The organism is Massilia sp. Soil_C_3, from assembly GCF_057657035.1.
The window spans coordinates 56,088-74,176 of sequence record NZ_JBDGJG010000002.1 but is presented as its reverse complement, the minus strand read 5'-3'; the positions used below and the strand labels follow the sequence as shown (position 1 = coordinate 74,176).

The 18,089-nt window shown below is 65.2% G+C and carries 15 protein-coding genes; 2 read left to right on the top strand and 13 right to left on the bottom strand.

The features are described 5' to 3' along the window. Positions 1–51: 51 nt before the first annotated feature. The 7 genes from AC3A6F_RS03220 to AC3A6F_RS03190 all read right to left on the bottom strand — a co-directional run bounded on the left by AC3A6F_RS03220 (position 52) and on the right by AC3A6F_RS03190 (position 7,710). Positions 52–993 carry a LysR family transcriptional regulator gene (locus tag AC3A6F_RS03220; RefSeq protein WP_487678537.1) on the bottom strand — a complete coding sequence of 314 codons (942 nt, stop codon included), beginning with the start codon at positions 991–993 and terminating at the stop codon, positions 52–54. Positions 994–1,047: 54 nt separating this feature from the next. Then, positions 1,048–1,998 carry a glycoside hydrolase family 43 protein gene (locus AC3A6F_RS03215; RefSeq protein ID WP_487678536.1) on the bottom strand — a complete coding sequence of 317 codons (951 nt, stop codon included), beginning with the start codon at positions 1,996–1,998 and terminating at the stop codon, positions 1,048–1,050. A gap of 16 nt (positions 1,999–2,014) precedes the next feature. Beyond that, positions 2,015–2,995, bottom strand: coding sequence for a galactofuranose ABC transporter, permease protein YjfF (yjfF, locus tag AC3A6F_RS03210; RefSeq protein ID WP_487678535.1), 981 nt, complete (start codon positions 2,993–2,995; stop codon positions 2,015–2,017). Beyond that, on the bottom strand, positions 2,992–3,999 hold the full coding sequence (locus AC3A6F_RS03205) for an ABC transporter permease (protein ID WP_487678980.1): 1,008 nt from the start codon (positions 3,997–3,999) through the stop codon (positions 2,992–2,994). The genes yjfF and AC3A6F_RS03205 overlap by 4 nt, the downstream gene beginning before the upstream one ends. 83 nt (positions 4,000–4,082) lie before the next feature. Beyond that, complete coding sequence (locus tag AC3A6F_RS03200; RefSeq protein WP_487678534.1) at positions 4,083–5,606, bottom strand: sugar ABC transporter ATP-binding protein; 1,524 nt, start codon at positions 5,604–5,606, stop codon at positions 4,083–4,085. Between the two features lie 7 nt (positions 5,607–5,613). Continuing rightward, a complete protein-coding gene (locus AC3A6F_RS03195; protein ID WP_487678533.1) occupies positions 5,614–6,588 on the bottom strand; it encodes an ABC transporter substrate-binding protein in 975 nt (324 codons plus the stop codon). Positions 6,589–6,732: 144 nt separating this feature from the next. Continuing rightward, positions 6,733–7,710 carry a ferritin-like domain-containing protein gene (locus AC3A6F_RS03190; RefSeq protein WP_487678532.1) on the bottom strand — a complete coding sequence of 326 codons (978 nt, stop codon included), beginning with the start codon at positions 7,708–7,710 and terminating at the stop codon, positions 6,733–6,735. A gap of 241 nt (positions 7,711–7,951) precedes the next feature. Between AC3A6F_RS03190 and AC3A6F_RS03185 the strand changes: the two genes are divergently transcribed. Both AC3A6F_RS03185 and AC3A6F_RS03180 read left to right on the top strand, forming a co-directional pair. After that, on the top strand, positions 7,952–8,539 hold the full coding sequence (locus AC3A6F_RS03185; protein ID WP_487678531.1) for a sigma-70 family RNA polymerase sigma factor: 588 nt from the start codon (positions 7,952–7,954) through the stop codon (positions 8,537–8,539). Then, positions 8,536–9,240 (top strand): anti-sigma factor, encoded by a 705-nt coding sequence (locus tag AC3A6F_RS03180; protein ID WP_487678530.1) that lies wholly within the window; start codon positions 8,536–8,538, stop codon positions 9,238–9,240. Before AC3A6F_RS03185 ends, AC3A6F_RS03180 begins: the two co-directional genes overlap by 4 nt. Before the next feature lie 7 nt (positions 9,241–9,247). On the opposite strand, the gene AC3A6F_RS03175 is transcribed toward AC3A6F_RS03180, so the two are convergent. The 6 genes from AC3A6F_RS03175 to araD1 all read right to left on the bottom strand — a co-directional run bounded on the left by AC3A6F_RS03175 (position 9,248) and on the right by araD1 (position 18,066). Further along, positions 9,248–11,593, bottom strand: a complete 2,346-nt coding sequence (locus AC3A6F_RS03175; RefSeq protein WP_487678529.1) for a beta-L-arabinofuranosidase domain-containing protein — start codon at positions 11,591–11,593, stop codon at positions 9,248–9,250. After that, a complete protein-coding gene (locus AC3A6F_RS03170) occupies positions 11,590–12,588 on the bottom strand; it encodes a family 43 glycosylhydrolase (protein ID WP_487678527.1) in 999 nt (332 codons plus the stop codon). The genes AC3A6F_RS03175 and AC3A6F_RS03170 overlap by 4 nt, the downstream gene beginning before the upstream one ends. A 34-nt stretch (positions 12,589–12,622) precedes the next feature. After that, positions 12,623–14,170, bottom strand: coding sequence for an alpha-N-arabinofuranosidase (locus AC3A6F_RS03165; protein ID WP_487678526.1), 1,548 nt, complete (start codon positions 14,168–14,170; stop codon positions 12,623–12,625). Between the two features lie 27 nt (positions 14,171–14,197). Further along, entirely contained in the window at positions 14,198–16,108 is a 1,911-nt protein-coding gene (locus AC3A6F_RS03160; RefSeq protein ID WP_487678525.1) for a glycoside hydrolase family 97 protein, read from the bottom strand. Between the two features lie 154 nt (positions 16,109–16,262). Next, a complete protein-coding gene (locus AC3A6F_RS03155) occupies positions 16,263–17,018 on the bottom strand; it encodes an SDR family NAD(P)-dependent oxidoreductase (protein WP_487678524.1) in 756 nt (251 codons plus the stop codon). A 55-nt stretch (positions 17,019–17,073) separates the two neighbouring features. Next, positions 17,074–18,066: an AraD1 family protein gene (gene araD1 / locus AC3A6F_RS03150; protein ID WP_487678523.1), complete on the bottom strand. Its 993-nt coding sequence runs from the start codon at positions 18,064–18,066 to the stop codon at positions 17,074–17,076. Positions 18,067–18,089: the final 23 nt, after the last annotated feature.

The window sequence follows — 18,089 nt, the reverse complement described above, 5'->3', positions numbered from 1 at the left end:
CTGCGCCCGTTACACATCTGTGACTTTTGGTGGTTGTGTCGATGACACAATTCAATAGATTTCGGCGGCGGCGGCCCGTACCGCCTTCAGCAGCAGGTCGGCGCCCGGCGACAACAGGTGGTCTTGCTGGCGGATGATGCCGAAGGCATCCATCTTGCACGGCAGCTCGATCGGCAGGATGCGCATCACGTTCAGCGAGGCGTAGTACTGCGCCACCTCCTGCGGCATCACGTGCAGGGCGTCGGTCTGCTGCAGCAGCGCCGTCACCAGCAGGATCGCCGTGGTGTCGACCACGTTGCCAGGCGGCGCCAGGCCGGCGCGCCGGAACATCATGTCGAAGCGGTGGCGCAGGATGCTGCCCGGCGACGGCAGGATCCACGGCCGGGCGGCGATGTCCTCGAGGGTCAGGCCGCGCCGCTCCAGCAGCGGATGGCCGGGCCGGACGACGGCGCAGGCCGGCTCCTCGCTCAGCTCCTCGTAGATCAGGCCAGTCGAATCCTCCTTGTCCAGGATGCGGCCGATCATGAAGTCGAGGGTGCCGTGCTTGAGCTTATCGAGCAATACATTACTGGATTCGAGCTGCACGCCGATGCGCAGCAATGGCGCCTGCTCCTTGATGCGCGCGATCGCGCGCGGCAGCAGCGCCATCGCCGGCGCCATGATCACGCCCACCTCGACCTGCCCCGCCAGCCCGGCCTTGAGCGCGACGATGTCGTCGTGCGCCAGCGCCAGGCTGGTCAGCGCCATGCGCGCGTGGCGGATCATGGTCTCGCCGTAGATGGTCGGCTCCATCCCGCGCGGCAGGCGCTCGAACAGGCGCACGTCGAGCATCTCTTCCAGGTCCTTGACCTGCTTGGACGCCGCCGGTTGCGTCATGTGCAGCTCCTCGGCCGCGCGGTGGATGTTGCGGTAATCGTCCAGCGCGATCAGCAGCAGCAGCTGGCGCGTCTTGAGACGCGCCTTCAGGAACCAGTTCGGGTTTGTCGTATCCATCAGGAAATCATATCAGCGGATACCGGCCCGGCGGGGATTCATGGGAGGCGGCGCTCACTTGCAGCCCGGCGCAGGATTCGCGGCCGGACCCTCGGCCGTCTGGGGCACGGGCAGGATGGCGCCGTCCGGGCCGTAGCGCAGCTCCTCGAGCGCGACCGAGCGCCGGTATTCGCCGCCCGTGGGCAGCTTGCCGTTGTGGTAGAAGATATAGGATTTGCCGTTGAACGCGACGATGCCCTGGTGGATGGTGTTGACGTTGGTGTTCTTTTCCATGATCACCCCGCCCATGGTCCAGGGCCCGGTGGCCGTGGGGCCGGTCATGTACACCGTCTCTTCCGGGAAGTGGCGCGAGTAGGTCAGGTAATAGGTGCCCTTGTGCTTGTGCAGGTAGGCCGCCTCGACGAAGTGCTCCAGGCCGACGGTATGGATCGGGCCGTCGATTTCGATCATACTGGCCTTGAGCTTCGCATACTTCATGACCGTGTTGCCCCAGTACAGATAGGCCTGTCCATCGTCGTCGATGAACACGGCCGGGTCGATGTCGTCCCACAGGATCTTCGTCTCTTTCGTCATGTCGTTCGAGACCAGCGCCTTGCCGAGGGCATCCACGAAAGGACCGGTCGGACTATCGGAGACGGCGACGCCGATCGCCTTGCCGGGAATGGTGGCGTGATCGACGGTCGAATAAAAGTAATATTTGCCGTCCCGCTTGACGATGTCCGAGGCCCAGGCGTCGCGCCCGGCCCACTTGAAGGTCGAGTAGCGCAGCGGCGAACCGTGATCAAGCCAGCGCTTCATGTCGCAGCTCGAATACACGCGCCACTCGTTCATCACATAGTCCTTGCCGCCGACCGGTGCTTCGTCCTTGCCGACGTAGACGTAGACGCGGCCGTTATCGACCAGCGCCGCGGGATCGGCGGTGAAGATGTCCTTCACGATCGGGTTGCTCGCCTGCGCGCAGGCTGCCGCGCACAGGCCGGCGGCGAGGATGGTGTGCTTGAACATCGTGTCTCCGAGTGTCTTATTTTGATTTGAAGGCCATCACGCGCTGCACCACGCAAAACACGAACAGCAGGCCGCCGATCACGATTTTGGTCCACCACGAACTGAGCGTGCCGTCGAAGGCGATCAGGGTCTGGATCGTGCCCAGCACCAGCACGCCGGACAGCGCCCCGAGAATGTAGCCGTAGCCGCCCGTGAGCAAGGTGCCGCCGATGACGACGGCGGCGATCGCATCGAGTTCCGTGCCCTGCGCATGCAGGCCGTAGCCGGACAGCATGTAGAACGCGAACAGCAGGCCCGCCAGCGAGGCGCAGAAGCCGCTGAAGGCATACACCAGGATCTTGGTGCGGCCGACCGACAGGCCCATCATCGCGGCCGACTGCTCATTGCCGCCGATCGCATACACGGCGCGCCCGAAGCCGCTGTAGTGGGCGAGCCAGACCGCAGAGGCCAGCATGGTGAGCGCGATCAGGGCGCCGGGCGAGAGAAAACCGCCGAAGAACGGGATCTGCGTCTGCGACATCGCCACGAACAGCGGATCCTCGATCGTGATCGACTCGATGCTGATCAGATAGCACAAGCCGCGCGCCAGGAACATGCCGGCCAGGGTGACGATGAAGGGCTGCAGGCGGAAGTAATGAATCACCGCCCCCATGCCGCCGCCGAACAGGAAACCCAGCGCCAGCACGGTTGCGATCACCGCCAGCGGCGGCCAATGCGCCACCTGCAGCAGCCAGGCTGCGATCATGGTCGACAGCGCCAGCACGGCGCCGACCGACAGGTCGATCCCGCCCGACAGGATCACGAAGCCCATGCCGATCGCGATCACGAGGAGGAAGGCGTTGTCGATCAGGAGGTTGAGCATCACCTGCAGCGACAGGAAACCTTCGTACAGGGCGCCGCCGACCAGCAGCATCGCGGCCAGCAGGACCACCGTGACCAGCGAGGTAAAGGACGGCGCGCCTGACAGCTTACGTGCGTGCGCGACGACCGCGTTCATGCCGCCCTCCGCTTCCACAGGCTCTTGAACTGGTCTGACTGCGAAACACAAACCAGGAACACGACGACCGACTTGACGACCATATTGACCTCGGGCGGCACGCCCAACGAATAGATGGTGTAGGTAAGCGACTGGATGATCAGCGCACCGATGATGGAGCCGGCCAGGCTGAACTTGCCGCCGGCGAGCGAGGTGCCGCCCAGGGTCACGGCCAGGATCGCATCGAGTTCCAGCATCAGCCCGGCGTTGTTGGCGTCCGCGCTCTTGACGTTGGAGCTGATCATCAGTCCCGCCATGCCGGCGCAGCACGCCGCGAACACGTAGACGAATACGATCAGGGCCGCGGTGCGAATGCCGGCCAGGCGCGCGGCGACAGGATTCACCCCAACAGCCTGGATGAACAGCCCCAGCGCGGTATGGCGCAGCAGCAGCGCGGTGACGCCGAATACAGCCGCCACCACGAACAGCGCGAACGGCAGGCCGAACAGGTAGCCGCTGCCGAGGAAGAAGAACGGCTGATAGTAGACGGTGACGATCTGGCCGTCGGTGAGCAGCTGGGCCAGGCCGCGCCCCGCGACCATCAGGATCAGGGTCGCGACGATGGGCTGCAGGCCCAGGCCGGCGACGAGCAGGCCGTTCCACAGGCCGCACAGCAGCGCCGCGCCAAGCGCGGCGGCCATCGCGAGCAGCATCGGCGTTTCGGCCACGTAGACCGGCACGCCGTCCTGGATCACCATCGTCCCGCCGATCAACATCGAGGCCACGGTGCCGGACAAGGCCACTACCGCGCCGACCGAGATGTCGATGCCGCGCGTGGCGATCACCAAGGTCATGCCGATCGCCGCCAGCATCAGCGGCGCGGCGCGGTTGACGATGTCGACCAGGGAGCCGTACAGGTGGCCGTCCTTGATCTCCAGGCGGAAGAAGCCGGGAATCAGCAGGAAGTCGATCAGCAGCAGCGCGGCCAGCGCGGCCAGGGGGCGGAACAGGTGGTGCCCTGTCATGCGCGCTGGCAGCGAGACGGGTACGGGCGCATTTGGCTTCCCGGCCGGCGTCGTCGCTGCCACGGGCGGTTGTTCCTTGACGATCATTGGCAGCCCTCCCCCGCGATCACGTGCAGCACCGAGCTGTCGTCCAGCTCACCGCGGCGGTACTCGCCGCATGCCTTGCGGTCGCGCATGACGACGATGCGGTCGGAGACGCGCAGCACCTCGGGCAGTTCGGACGAGATGAACAGGATGGCCATGCCCTTGCGGCACAGCGTGGTGACGTAGTCCATGATTTCCTGCTTGGCCCGCACGTCGATGCCGCGCGTGGGTTCGTCGAGGATCATCAGCTTGGGCTCGGTGGCCAGCCAGCGCGCCAGCAGCACTTTTTGCTGGTTGCCGCCCGAGAGCGTGCCGATCGGCGTCTCGATACTCGCCGTCTTGATCCCCAGTTGTTTGACGTAGTAGTCGGCCAGCTCCTGCTGGCGCCGCAGCGGGATCGCGCGCAGCAATCCCTGGCGCGCCTGCAGGGCCAGGATCAGGTTCTCGCGCACCGACAGGTCCAGGATCGCGCCCTCGTGCTTGCGGTCTTCGGAGCAGAAGCCGATGCCCTCGCGAATCGCATCGCGCGGCGTGGCAAAGGTAGTTGAACGGCCACCGATCTCGATCGCGCCATCGTCGGCTTTATCGGCGCCGAACAGCAGACGCGCGGTCTCGGTGCGGCCGGAACCCAGCAGGCCGGCAAGGCCCAGAAACTCGCCCTGTTTGATGGTCAGGTCGAGCGGCGCCAGCACGCCGCGGCGCGCGAGTTCTTTCGTTTGCAGCAGGATCGGGCCGGCCTGGTGGCCTTCTTCGATGCAGGTCTGCGGCTGCTCCCGGGTGTCGGCGGCCACGCCGATCATCTTGTTCACCAGGGCCAGGCGCGACAGCTCGCTGCACAGGTACTCACCTTCGCGCTCGCCGTTGCGCATCACCGTGATGCGGTCCGAGATGGCATAGGTCTGCTCGAGGAAGTGGGTGACGAACAGGATCGCCATGCCCTGCGCGCGCAGGTTCTTCAACACCGAGAACAGCAGCTGCACCTCGGCCTCGTCGAGGCTGGACGTGGGTTCGTCGAGGATCAGCACCTTGGCCGAGATGTTCAGCGCGCGGGCGATGGCCACCATCTGCTGGATCGCCAGCGGATAGCTGGCCAGCGGCTGGCTGACATCGATATTGACCTGCAGGCGTGCGAGCAGCTCGGCGGCGTCGCGACGCATCCTGCGCCAGTCGATCATGCCGAAGCGCCGTGGATAGCGGCCGATGAAGATGTTCTCGGCGACCGACAGGTTCGGGCACAGGTTCACTTCCTGGTACACCGTGCTGATGCCGAGCTCCTGGGCGTGCTGGGTCGAGCGTGGCGCTACGTGCTCGCCATCCAGCACGATGCTGCCGCGCTCGGGCTGGTAGACGCCCGTCAGCACTTTGATCAGGGTGGATTTGCCGGCCCCGTTCTGGCCCATCAGGGTATGGACTTCGCCCGGATACAGGCGCAGGCCCGCATCCGACAGCGCTTTCACGCCCGGGAATTCTTTGTGGATGCCGGTGACGTCGAGCACCGGCAGCGCCGTGGTCGAGGCGAGCATGGCCGCCTCAATACTTACGGTTCGGGAATTCCTTGGCTGCGACTTCGGCCGGGAAGACGCTTTCTTGCACCACGATGCGCTTCGGCAGCGGCTTGCCGGCCTTGGCCGCCTTGGCCGCTTCCATCAGCTGCGGGCCGAGCAGCGGATTACACTCGACCGTCACGTTCAGCTTGCCCTGCAACATGGCCTCGAACGCGCCGCGCACACCGTCGATCGACACGACCAGGATGTCCTTGCCCGGCTTGATGCCCGCCTCCTCGATCGCCTGGATGGCGCCGATCGCCATATCGTCGTTATGCGCGTATAGCACGGTGATGTTCTTGCCCTCGGACTTGAGGAAGGCTTCCATCACCTCCTTGCCCTTGGCGCGGGTGAAGTCGCCGGTCTGGGAGCGGATGATCTTCAGTCGCGGCTCCGTCTTCATGATTTCCGCGAAGCCGGCCTTGCGGTCGATGGCCGGGGCCGAGCCCACGGTGCCCTGCAGCTCGACGATGTTGTAGGTGCGGTTTGGGTTCTTCTTCGCGTGTTCGACCAGCCAGCGCGCGGCGCGGCGGCCCTCTTCCACGAAGTCGGAACCGAGGAAGGTGACGTACAGCGACTCGTCGCTGACCTTGACGCCGCGGTCGGTCAGGATGACGGGAATATTGGCGCGCTTGGCTTCGCGCAGCACGGTATCCCAGCCCGATTCCACGACCGGGGAGAAGGCGATGACGTCGACCCGCTGGGCGATGAAGGAGCGGATCGCCTTGACCTGGTTTTCCTGGCGCTGCTGGGCGTCGGCGAACTTGAGGTTGACGCCGGCCTTTTTGGCGGCGTCCTTGATCGAGGCGGTGTTGGCGGTGCGCCATTCGCTTTCGGCGCCGACTTGCGAAAAGCCGATGGTGAGGGGTTTGGCGGCGAAGGCCGGGTTCAGCGGCACAACGGTTGCGGCCACAGGCGCGGCAACGGCGACGCCCAGGAAATTCCTGCGGGTGAGTCTCATCACTTTGTCTCCGGTATTGTTGTTCTGCAATCCTAGGCCAAAGCGAGATACTGATCCAATCAATTTTTTGAGAGTTGCGATATGTTTTTGAATATCGATCGTGACCTGCCCCCTGGACCGGCAGGCAGGTCCTCCGGTCACGGCTCAGGAATATGCAGAGCTCATATTCAGCACCCCATTCGCCCCGCGCGGGAAGAACCCGCCCATGGTGACCGACTCCCTGGTCAGATAAACGATATTGAGCACATCGCCCGGCGTGCGGCTGAAGGCAATGCCGTCCTTGTCCAGCGGTACGATGTTCGACACGGTCGCATCCGACGCGTGGACGATGCCCTGGTCCACATCGCTCGTCCCATCGAGGCTGTCGCGCGCATCCGAGATCGCACCGGCCGCGGTGCGCAGCGACGGCGTGCTCAATCCCTTCGAGTAAAGCACCGTGCGCACCAGCCCCGCGTGATAGGCTTCGGCCGCCAGGATGCCGGCTGCCGCCTCGAGGAAGGTCTTGTTCTGGATGAGCGGCGAAGCGCCCTTGTAGGCGGTCACGCCGACGTCTTCGAAGATGAAGGCGCCGAGCAGGAAGTTTTCGTCGCTGGCATACGGGTCGAAAGCGACGCCCGGGCCGACCAGGCCGGCGGCGCGCGCCGCGCTCGAGAACGCGCCGTTCGGATCGGTGCCGCCGATGTCCAGCGCCGGCTGGGCCACCGCCGCCGCGCCGAGCGCGCCGCGCAGGAAGGCGACGTGGGCGATCTCGTCCTGCGCGATTTCCTTCGCATACTGGGCCACCAGCGGATCCTTGAACTGCACTTGGCGGCCGCCGGTCACGGCGCCCTGCGTACCGGCGCCGGTCAGCAGATTGGCTGGAAGGCCGATGCCCAGCGCCGCATAAGAATAGAACTGTGCTTCCAGGTACTCCAGATTGAGCGCGAAATTGAGGATATCAACGTCGGTCGGCGCGGCGGCCTGGGCGATGGCGTTCTTTACCGAGCCGCCACAGGCGCTCAGGAAGGTGCCGCCCACCATGCCGACGCTGATGCCGCCGACGTTCTTGAAGAAGGAACGCCGTTTTTCGAGCTTCTGCTTGCGTGATTCGAGTAGTGCCAAGGTCACATTCGTGTCTGTCATGGTAGTTCTCCTGTTGGAATAGCAATCAAGAAACTTCGCCAGCGCATGCTTAAGAATTTCAATCAGGAAATCTGCTCGAAATCGACGACACGGCGCATGCAGCTTGTACTCGCGCTGGCTGCGTTCGGTTTCAATTATTTGACGACGCGCGCGGCCGCTCGCGTGCGCGTGCTCGGCGATATCGCGTGATATTGTCGAAAAAAGCAGATTTCTTTCCCACGCGCTAACGCCAAGGTGCCCGGTGCCAGACTTCCACCCGATCGATCCCGAACAGCTGAAGGCCTGGCTGCAAGCGGCAGCGCGGCACGACGGGCCCGCGTTTCGCCTGCTCTATGACGCCACGTCGCCAAAACTGTTTGGCTTCGCACTGCGTATACTGGGAAAGCGGGAACTGGCGGAGGAAGCCCTGCAGGATGGTTTCGTCGCGATCTGGCACGGCGCCGCCAGTTATCAGGCACACCTGGCCGCACCCATGACGTGGATGACGACCATCGTGCGCAACAAGGCGCTCGACCTGCTGCGCAGGCATGCGCACGACGCCGGTATCGACGGTCCGGTATTCGACGAGCGCGTGATGGCCGCGCTGCACGATCCGCGCGCGACGCCGATCGATGCGCTGCTCATCAGCCGCGACGCCAAGGCGCTGGCCTACTGCCTGTCGACGCTCGAGGGTGAGCACCGGCAAGTCGTCGGACTGGCATTCTTCCATGACCTGTCGCACAGCGAGGTAGCGCGACAGATGGCCATCCCCATCGGCACCGTCAAGACCTGGATCCGGCGCAGCCTGGAACGTCTCAAGGCCTGCCTGGCGAAAGGGGATCGGCCATGAAGCTGCGCGACCATCCTGCCCTGTGCGATAAACTGGCCGCCGAATACGTCCTGGGCACGCTCAAGGGCGGCGCGCGGCGCCGCTTCGAGACCCATCTGCGCGACGACGCGGCGTTGCGCCGTCTCGTGCACGAATGGGAAGAGCGTCTGGCGCCGATGGCGGAGCTCTCGCCCCCGCAGCCCGCGCCCGAGCGGGTCTGGCTGGCCATCGAACGGCGGCTCGGATTGCGGCGCCGCCATTCCGCATGGCAATTCTGGCGGAGCGAATCGCTGGTCTTCTGGCGCACGCTCGGGCTGGCCTCGATGGCCTGCGCGTTGCTTCTGGTGGGCGTGCTCGGTTCGTCGCTGCTGGACCGCCCACGGGTGGACTACCTCGCCACGCTCCAGGACGACAAGGCCCGCACCGCGCTGCTGCTGACCGGCGACAGTCGCCGCCAGGTATTGACCGTGCGCCTGGTCGAGCCGGGCCCGGTCGCCGCCGACCGCAGCCTGCAGCTCTGGGCAGTGCCGAAGCAAGGCAATCCGCGTTCGCTCGGCGTGCTGTCCGATCGCGGCGTGATCGAACTCGAATTGAACCGGACAGCGATCGGCGACGACGTAGCGCTGCTCGCCGTGTCACTGGAACCGCGCGGCGGCTCGCCGAACCCGGACGGGCCAACCGGGCCGATCCTCTACAAGGGCAACTGGGTGCGGATGCTGTAGCTGCCGCCTAGCGCAGCAAGCGTAATCCATACAGCCGGCCGGTCACCGAACCCGGCCTGGCGACGAAGCGCACGCTCAGCTTGCCCCGGGCGGCCTGGCGCATCGACGCAGGAATCGGATAATCCACGGTGTAGATCTGCTCTTTTGCATCCGCCGTCAGGGTGACGCTCGCCAACAGATGCTCGTTGAGCAGCACATCGAACCGCCGCCCCGCATCCTCCCTGGAAAACGCCAGTCGCAACACGCTGGCCTCGCCCTTCGGATCGTTCAGCTCATAGCTGAACCACCTGCTCGCATGCCGCCAGTGCCGGCCATCGTCGATCCCGGCCTCACTGCCCTCGCCCTTGAAGAAGTGATCCGCCTCCGGTTGCTGCTCGCCCGGCGCCACCTGGTCGATGGTTCTGGCGTTGAGCGCGATCCGGTCCCCCTCGCGCGCAGCGTTCGCGGCCTGCTGCGCCTTCAGTCCGCCCGGCGTCGCATGCTGCCAGTACATCGTGTAACGCGATTCATGCAGGCGGAAGAAGGGAATGAACTCGGTGCGCGGCCCATCCGCGCCATGCACCAGCCCCGGCGCTGTGAAGGTCAGCGGCTTGCCGGCCACCGGCTTGAAGCGGGCAATGAAATCGGTCGAATCGCTGACGAACATTGGAGCCGCCTCCAACGGGCAGGTCGGCCCCGCGGCAATATGGCCCATGCGAGACTCGTCGGCCAGGTAATTGAGCTTGTCGTCGCCGAACATGCGCGTGCGCGCCGCCAGCACGACCGGCCCATGCAGCACGGCGTAGTAATTCGACTTGCCCGGCATTTGTTCAAGGTGGGTGGTCATCGGCAGTCGCACGTCGACCCGGTCGCCCTTGCGCCAGGCGCGTTCGATCGCCGCATAGCTGCCCGGCCGGGCGTCGATCTTCATCGCCGTGCCATTGACCTTCACCTCCATGCGGCCCGGCGCTACCCAGGCCGGGTAGCGGATCTTCATCGCGAACCGGCCCTGGCCCTCGACCGTCAGGCGCGTCGTGTCGGCATCCGGGAACGTCGTGGCCTGGACGATCCTGACGCCTTTCTCCTTCCAGTCCAGGGTGGAGGCGACGAACAGATTGACGAACAGCGTGTCCTTGTCGTGCGCGTAGATGAACTCACCGTATTTGGCGTGGCTCTCGATGCCCGAGCCGACGCAGCACCACATGCCCTTGTCGACCTGCGAATACACGCGATAGTGGTTCGGCCGCATCGGCGTGAAGTAGACGAAGCCGCCTTCCGGCCGCTGCGACGACAGGATGTGGTTGTACAGCGCGCGCTCGTAGTAATCCCCGTAGCTGCCCTTCTGCTCCGACCGGAACAGCATCCCGGTCAGCTTCAGCATGTTGTAGGTGTTGCAGGTCTCCGGGCCTTCGACCTCGTGCACCATGGGCTCGAAGTCGTCGGTGCTGTGGAAGTGCTCCTTGACGCTGTTGCCGCCGATGGCCACCGTGCGCTTGTCGACCACGGTCTGCCAGAAGAAGCGGGCCGCCTCTCCCATATCCTGCCGTCCCGTCATGTCGGCGATGCGCTGGAAGCCGATCACCTTCGGGATCTGGGTATTCGCGTGCAGGCCGGTCAGCTGGTCCTGCTTTCTCGCCAGCGGCTGCAACACAGCCTGGTGCGAGAAGGCCAGCGCCAGGTCGAGGTATTTGCGCTCGCCCGTCATCTCGGCCACGTCGACGAACACCTCGTTCATGCCGCCATGCTCGCTGCGCAGCATGGTCTGCATCTGCGCGGGCGACAGCTTCGAGCTCAAGGCCAGCGCCCAGTCGGACAACTGCACCAGCATGGTCTTCGCATCCTCATTGCCGGCGTAACGGTAGGCGTCGCGCAGGCCCGCATACACCTTGTGCAGGTTATACCAGGGCACCCACTTGCCGTTGACCGAGAAGTTGTCGGCTTCCAGCTTGCCGGCCGCGATGTCGCCCCAGGCCTGGCGTCCGCCGGGGATGCCGCCGATATAGCCGTCGCCATTGGCCTGCTGCGCGCGTTTGAGCTCGGCCACGAAGTAGTTCAGGCGGCGCAGGGCTTCCTGGTCGCCGGTCGAGGCGTGCATGAGCGCCAGCGCCGACAGGTAGTGGCCGCCCATGTGGCCATCGAGGCCGGTCGACTCCCAGTTGCCGTAGCTGGACTGGCGCGGCTGCAGGCCGGCTTCGCGCAGGAATGGCGCCAGCAGGCGGTCGGGCTCCATCGCCATCAGGTAGTTCAGGTTGGTGGTCTGGGCGTCGAGGAAGGGGCCCGCTTGCAAGCGCACGGCGGACAGCGGAAACAGCTCGGCCGCCTGCGCCCAGGCGCCGGCGAGCATCAGGGTCAAGGCTGCGATAGGGATTTTCATTTCTGGAGGACGCTCTGGTAGCGATTCAGGTCTTTCTGGTCGAGCACGGGCCAGCCGTCGCCATCCCATGTCATGTCGAGCACCTTCAGCTTTTGCCGGTACTTGTCGGCGGTCTCGTAGGCGTGCAGCACCATATAGTCCTTGCCGTCGAAGGTATAGGCGCTGTTGTGGCCGAGCGCCTGCCAGTCGCCGTCGCCCTGGATCACGAGCGAGCCGCCGCCACTGGCCATGTCGACGCCATTGCGGTCGAGGTAGGGGCCGGTGACGCGCTTCGACCGCCCCACCACCACCTTATAGGTGCTGTCCTTGCCCTTGCAGCACAGGTCCCACGACGCGAACAGGTAATACCAGCCATTCCTCGGAAAGATGAACGGCGCCTCGATCTGCGCCGGCGCGGCTTCTTCGTCGGGCGTGAAGGCCGGACGCTCGCGGCGCGCGATCGTGTGCCATTCCTGCGGCTCGGCCAGGCGGGTGCGGCTGGTGTCGAGCTTCACCAGTTTGAGCCCGCCCCAGAACGAGCCGAACGACATCCACGGCGTGCCCTTGTCGTCGTCGATCACGTGCGAGTCGATCGCATTCCACAGGTCGCGGCCCGGCACTGATTGCACCACCAGTCCCTGGTCTTCCCACTTGTAGGCCGGCGAACGCGGGTCCAGCGTGCTGTTGACGGTCACGCCGATGGCCGAGGTGTTCTTGCCGAAGCCTGACACCGAATAGTACAGATAGTACTTGTCGCCATGGTGATAGATGTCGGGCGCCCAGATATGACCGTTGAAGCTCGGTGCGGCTTTGGTCGCCCACGCCGGGCCATCCGGGAACACACGCCCTTCCGGCTTCCAGGTCTTCATGTCGCTCGAGCTGTAGAACGTGATGCCGGGGCCGGTGCTGAACAGGTAGTAACGATCGCCCTGCTTTGCCATTACCGGATCGTGCACGCCGACCTGGGCGGCGTGGGCCGCACCGGTCAGCGCGGCCAGTGAAGCAAATACCGCCATCGCTACAGCCGCGATTGCGCGCGCGGCCTTCACCTCACGCCTCGACGGCGAAGACCATCACGGCCTTGGCCGGCACCTTGATCGTCAGCTTGCCGTCGACCGCCTTTGCGCTGAACGCTACCGGCTTGACCGCCTGCGGCTGCTCGAAGGTGTTGTGGGCATCCATCTTCTCGGCCGTCAGCACCTGGCCCGAGACACTGCCCACGTTCAGGCCGGCCACATTGAGCGCCACATCGCTGGCGCGGGTCGGGTGCGTGTTGACCAGGGCGAGGTAGACCTTGCCGTCCTTGCCGCGCGCCGCGGTGGCGCTGATGCCCGGCACCGCCTTGCCATTGCTCGAATAGGCCACGTCATTGTCGACCGCCACCGGCAGCTTGGTCGCGTCCTGGAACGGGATGTACATCTTGTAGGCGTGGTAGGTCGGCGTGAGCAGCATCTTGTCCTTGTCGGTGATGATCATCGCCTGCAGCACATTGACCATCTGCGCGATATTCGTCATGCGCACACGCTCGGCGTACTCGTGGAAGATGTTGAAGTTGAGCGCCGCCACGACCGCATCGCGGATCGTGTTTCGCTGGAACAGGAAGCCCGGATTGGTGCCCGACTCCACGTCATACCAGGTGCCCCACTCGTCGACATAGAAGCCGATCTTCTTCTGCGGATCGTTCTTGTCGAGGATGGCGATGTTCTGCTTGATCTGCTGGTCGATGCGCAGGGTCTGCTGGATGGTCGAGAACCATTCCGATTCCGGGAAGCCGGTCGCGGCGCCCTTCTTGTCCCATACGCCGGTCGGCAAGGTGTAGTAGTGGTAGCTGATGCCGTCGGTGCCGCGCGCGGCTTCCTTGCTCAATACCTCGGTCCACCTGGTGTCGTTGTCGTTGCCGCCGCTGGCGACGATCTTCGGCCGCGCGCCCGGCGGCGTCTTCAGGAAGGTAGCGTAGTGGTTGTACAGGTGGGCGTAATATTCCGGCTTCATATTGCCGCCGCAGCCCCAGGCCTCGTTACCGATGCCGAAATAGGCGACCTTGTACGGCTCCTTGCGGCCGTTCTTGCGCCGCAGTTCGGCCAGCGACGACTTGGTGTCCGAAGTCATATACTCGAGCCATTCGGCCATCTCTTGCGGGGTGCCGGAACCGAGATTGCCGTTGACGTAGGCTTCGGTGCCCAGCAGCTCGACCAGGTCGAAGAACTCATGGGTGCCCACCGCATTGTCCTCGGCCACGCCGCCCCAGTGGGTATTGACCTTGACCGGACGTTTGTTGCGCGCGCCGATGCCGTCGCGCCAGTGGTACTCGTCGGCGAAGCAGCCGCCCGGCCAGCGCACCAGCGGCACCTTCAGTTCCTTCAGCGCGCCGACCACGTCGTTACGCCAGCCGCGGGTATTCGGGATCCTGGAATCCGGCCCCACCCACATGCCCTCGTAGATGCCGGTGCCGAGGTGTTCGGCGAACTGGCCGTACACGTTCTTGTTGATGACCGGGCCCGGCTTGGTGGTGTCGACCGACACGCTCACCTGGGCGAAGGCAAGGGCCGGCAAGGCGGCGAGGCTGCATGCGAAGATGATGGGCTTGAGTGCTTTCACTGACGTCTCCTGGTTTTATAGTGGGTCTTATTTGAATACCGCGACGAAGCCGCCGCGCGGTTTGATGCTGATGCTGGTCTTGCCGGCCCTGATCGGGGCCTGGCTGAATGCGCGTTCGCCATCGCCGTCGGTGGTCAAGATTCCGCTGCGCCCCTCGATGAACGAGAGGTCGAGGTCGACGCTGCGCGCTTCAGTGTCGGCATTGAATCCGGCCACATACCAGCTGTCGCCGCTCTTTCTCGCGATGACCGCATGGCGGCCCGGGTAGCCGTCGATGAAGCGCACGTCGTCCCAGCTGCGCGGCAGGTCGCGCAGCAGGTTCTTTACATACGCGGGAACGCCGGCCATGCCTTCGGGCCGTTCGGCGAAGTGCTGGATCCCGGACAGGAACAGCACCGCCTCGGCCAGCTCGAAGCCGTTGCGCGTGACGCGCTTGATCTTGGGGATGTCGCCGAACACCAGTGGCGTGTAGTCCATCGGGTCGAACAGGTTGCGGGAAAACGGCAGCATGGCGGCGTGCGGCGGCATCGCATCCTGGTCCTTCTGGTCGAAGGTGGTGAACTCGAAGCCCTTCACCGCCTCCACCGTCATCAGGTTCGGGAAGGTGCGCGACCAGCCGCGCGGCAAGGTAGCGCCGTGAAAGTTCACCAAGAGGCCGGCATCGGCCGCGTCCTGGAGCATGTCGACGTAATAGGCGATCATCGACTTGCCGTCGCCGGCGAAGAAGTCGACCTTGACGCCCTTGACGCCCATGTCGCGCAGCCGTGCGAACTCGCGCACGCGCGCTGCGCGGGTGAGCAGCGCGCCCTTCGGGCTGTACGGCGTCTTGTTCCAGGCGCCGGACGAGTTGTACCAGACCAGGATGCCGATCTTCTTCGCGGCCGCATAGTCCACCAGCTCGCGTAAGCGTTTGACACCGATCTTGCGGTCCCAGTCGGCATCTACCAGCGTGTAGTCCCACCGCATGTCGGCCGCGTAATCGACGAAGCGCTTCTGGGTGTCGATATAAGTGCCGTCGTCCTTGAGCAGTGCCCAGCTCCAGGATGCATGGCCAGGCTGGATCCTGGCCTTGTCGAAGGCGATCGCGGGCGCCGCGAGATCGGTCCCGAGGGTCGATTCGACCAGCGTGCGCAGGCTGCCCAGTGCGACGACGCGCCACGGCGTGACCAGATCGCCTTTTGACTCGGCCAGCAGCGCGCCGTTGGTAAACACCTCCGGCGCCACCGGGACATCGAGGCGATAGACGCCGCCGCGCGAATCGGTGTGCAGGCGCGAGGCGTGGAAGCTGCCATCCAGGTTCGCCTCCGTGAGCGCAACCCAGGTCTCGCCGGTGCGGAACAGCGCCGGGAACACCCAGCCGGCGCCCAGGGTCGACGGGGTGCCGACCGGGATCTCGCGCTGGTAGTGTTCTTCGTAGGAGGGATTGGTGTTCGACCAGCCAGTCTGGGCGACCGCCATCGGCTGCAGCCAGGCTTTCGTCGACTTGTCGAAGGCGAAGCCGGTGGTCTCATGAACGAATTTCAGGTTCTTGCCCGGGACGCGGTAGCGGAAGGCGACGCCGTCGTTCGAGACGCGGAAGGTCACATCCATCGCCTGGCCATGGACGTTGCGCACGGTGTGGGTCTGTTCGTTGGCGCGGTAGGCGATGTGACGCTTCTTGGCGGTGGCAAGTTCGTAGCGGTCTTCGATCGACTTGACCGGGGAGCTGGCCGCCAGCGTCAGGCCCTGGGTCAGGTCGGAGCCTTGCACTGCGATGCCGAGGCTCGATGGCAGGATGACGGGCTTGCCGTCGCGGGTGACGGCATAGCTCAATGCGCCCGTCGGGGATACGGTGACGTCGACCGCGATGTGGCGGTCGGGGCTGGTGAGAGGTGCGGCGTGCGCATGTGCGCAGAAGGTTCCAACGACAAGCAGAGCGGTGAAGCGGTATGCAGTCATGGCAAGCTCCAGTACGTCGTACCCGCGGAGGCGGGTACCCAAGGCTGCACGATTGGCCGGCAATACTTGGATTCCCGCCTGCGCGGGAATGACGTTGTTTTGTGTAGACGGGGACGCCGACCGAGCGAAGTCCCGCGCGTGTGCTACCGAAAGATCAGGTCCAACCAGCGTCCACGACAAAATCCTGCGCCGTGCACATCCTGCTGTCGTCGGCGCCGAGGAACAGCACCATGCGCGCGACGTCGTCGGGCATCAGCTTGCCCGGCAGGCACTGCGCCTTCTTGATCTCGACCTCGGCCGCCGCGTCGACCCACAGGTCGACCTGGCGCTGGGTCATGACCCAGCCCGGCGTGACCGTGTTGACCCGCACGCCGAACGGCCCCAGATCGCGCGCCAGGCTGCGCGTGAGGCCGATCACGGCCGACTTGGTGGTGGCGTAGACCGGGTACCCGGCGCCCTTGGCGTGCCACGACATCGAGCTGAAATTGATGATGGAGCCGCCGCCCTTCTTCTTCATCCCCGGCAGGACCGCCTGGCAGGTGAAGAACATCGGACGCTGGTTGATGGCGATGCGTTCGTTCCAGTAGTCGAGCGAGACGTCCTGGATGTCGTGGCGCTGGTCGTTCGCCGCATTGTTGACCAGGACGTCGAAGTCGCCCAGCTGCGCGGCCAGTTCCGCCATCGTGCGCTGCAGCGCCGGGATGTCGGTGATGTCGCAGTAGCGGTAAACCGGGGCATCAGCCAGCCGCGCGCACAGCGCCTCGCTGGCTTGCTGCGCGATGTCGACGAATGCAACCACGGCGCCCTGCTCGACGAAGGCCTGCACGATCGCCTCCCCGATGCCGGTGCCGCCTCCCGTCACGAACACCCGCTTGCCCCGCAGGCTGGGGTAGTTCCCCATCTGTTCCATGCTTGTCTCCATCTCTTGTTATCGTGCCGAGGCCTCTGCGGGCCAGCTTGCGGCATCAAAGGCGCTTGACCTTCACGTACGGGGCGTCATGCACGGCCAGGCGGTTGCGCAGGGCCGGGCCGAAGGCCGGCGATTCGACCTCGAATATCTCCCCCGCCCTGACCTGCACGCCGTCGGCGAAGCTCAGGGTTGCGGTGCCGAAGAAGTGGACGTGCACGTCGCCGGGGCGCTTGAACAGGCCATACTTGAAGTGGTGATACTCGAGGTTTTCCAGCGTGTGCGACATATTCTGCTCGCCACTGACGAAGGCCTTCTCCCAGCGCACCTGGCCATCGACGCCGATAACGCGCGACACGCCCGCCACATGGGCCGGCAGCTCGCCGACCAGCAGCGCGGGGCCGACACCGCAGTTGCGCAGCTTCGAGTGCGCCAGGTAGAGGTAGTTCTGGCGTTCGGTGACGTGGTCCGAGAACTCGTTGCCGATCGCATAGCCCAGGCGCCAGGGCTGGCCGTCGTCGCCGATCAGGTACAGGCCGGCGATTTCCGGCTCTTCGCCGCCGTCGAGCGAGAAGGCCGGCATGTCGAGGTCCTGGCCGCTGGCGCGCAGGATCGAGCCGTCGCCCTTGTAGAACCACTCCGGCTGCACGCCGGGCGTGCCGGGCGCCGGCTTGCCGCCTTCGACGCCCAGGCGGAACATCTTCATGCTGTCGCTCAGGGCCTCCATGTCGCCGCCAATCTTCTTGTGCATGCTGTCGCGCGTGTCGGCGCTGCCCAGGTGGGTCAGGCCGGTGCCTGTAACGTAGCAGTGGGCGGGGTCGGGATGGTCGACCGGGGGCAGGATGCGGCCGGCGCGGGCGAGGTCGTCGTAGTTGGCGTGGCTGGCGCCGGCCGCCGCGTCGGCGAGTGCTGCCAGGCCCTGGCCTTGCGCGATCGCGGCGCGCGCCAGGTCCAGGGTGGTGGCGTAACCGTCGATGATGCGGATGGTGGCGTCGTTCAGGATGCCGACGCGGCGTTCATTCGATTCGGTCAGAAATTGGACGAGCAGCATGGTTCGGGTCTCCTATATTTTTT

Coding starts and splice junctions, on each gene's coding strand:
- AC3A6F_RS03205 (WP_487678980.1), bottom strand. CDS start 3,999: ATGACAGGGCACCACCTGTTCCGCCCCCTGGCCGCGCTGGCCGCGCTG.
- AC3A6F_RS03220 (WP_487678537.1), bottom strand. CDS start 993: ATGGATACGACAAACCCGAACTGGTTCCTGAAGGCGCGTCTCAAGACG.
- AC3A6F_RS03155 (WP_487678524.1), bottom strand. CDS start 17,018: ATGGAACAGATGGGGAACTACCCCAGCCTGCGGGGCAAGCGGGTGTTC.
- AC3A6F_RS03180 (WP_487678530.1), top strand. CDS start 8,536: ATGAAGCTGCGCGACCATCCTGCCCTGTGCGATAAACTGGCCGCCGAA.
- AC3A6F_RS03215 (WP_487678536.1), bottom strand. CDS start 1,998: ATGTTCAAGCACACCATCCTCGCCGCCGGCCTGTGCGCGGCAGCCTGC.
- yjfF (WP_487678535.1), bottom strand. CDS start 2,995: ATGAACGCGGTCGTCGCGCACGCACGTAAGCTGTCAGGCGCGCCGTCC.
- araD1 (WP_487678523.1), bottom strand. CDS start 18,066: ATGCTGCTCGTCCAATTTCTGACCGAATCGAATGAACGCCGCGTCGGC.
- AC3A6F_RS03200 (WP_487678534.1), bottom strand. CDS start 5,606: ATGCTCGCCTCGACCACGGCGCTGCCGGTGCTCGACGTCACCGGCATC.
- AC3A6F_RS03190 (WP_487678532.1), bottom strand. CDS start 7,710: ATGACAGACACGAATGTGACCTTGGCACTACTCGAATCACGCAAGCAG.
- AC3A6F_RS03160 (WP_487678525.1), bottom strand. CDS start 16,108: ATGACTGCATACCGCTTCACCGCTCTGCTTGTCGTTGGAACCTTCTGC.
- AC3A6F_RS03195 (WP_487678533.1), bottom strand. CDS start 6,588: ATGAGACTCACCCGCAGGAATTTCCTGGGCGTCGCCGTTGCCGCGCCT.
- AC3A6F_RS03170 (WP_487678527.1), bottom strand. CDS start 12,588: ATGGCGGTATTTGCTTCACTGGCCGCGCTGACCGGTGCGGCCCACGCC.
- AC3A6F_RS03175 (WP_487678529.1), bottom strand. CDS start 11,593: ATGAAAATCCCTATCGCAGCCTTGACCCTGATGCTCGCCGGCGCCTGG.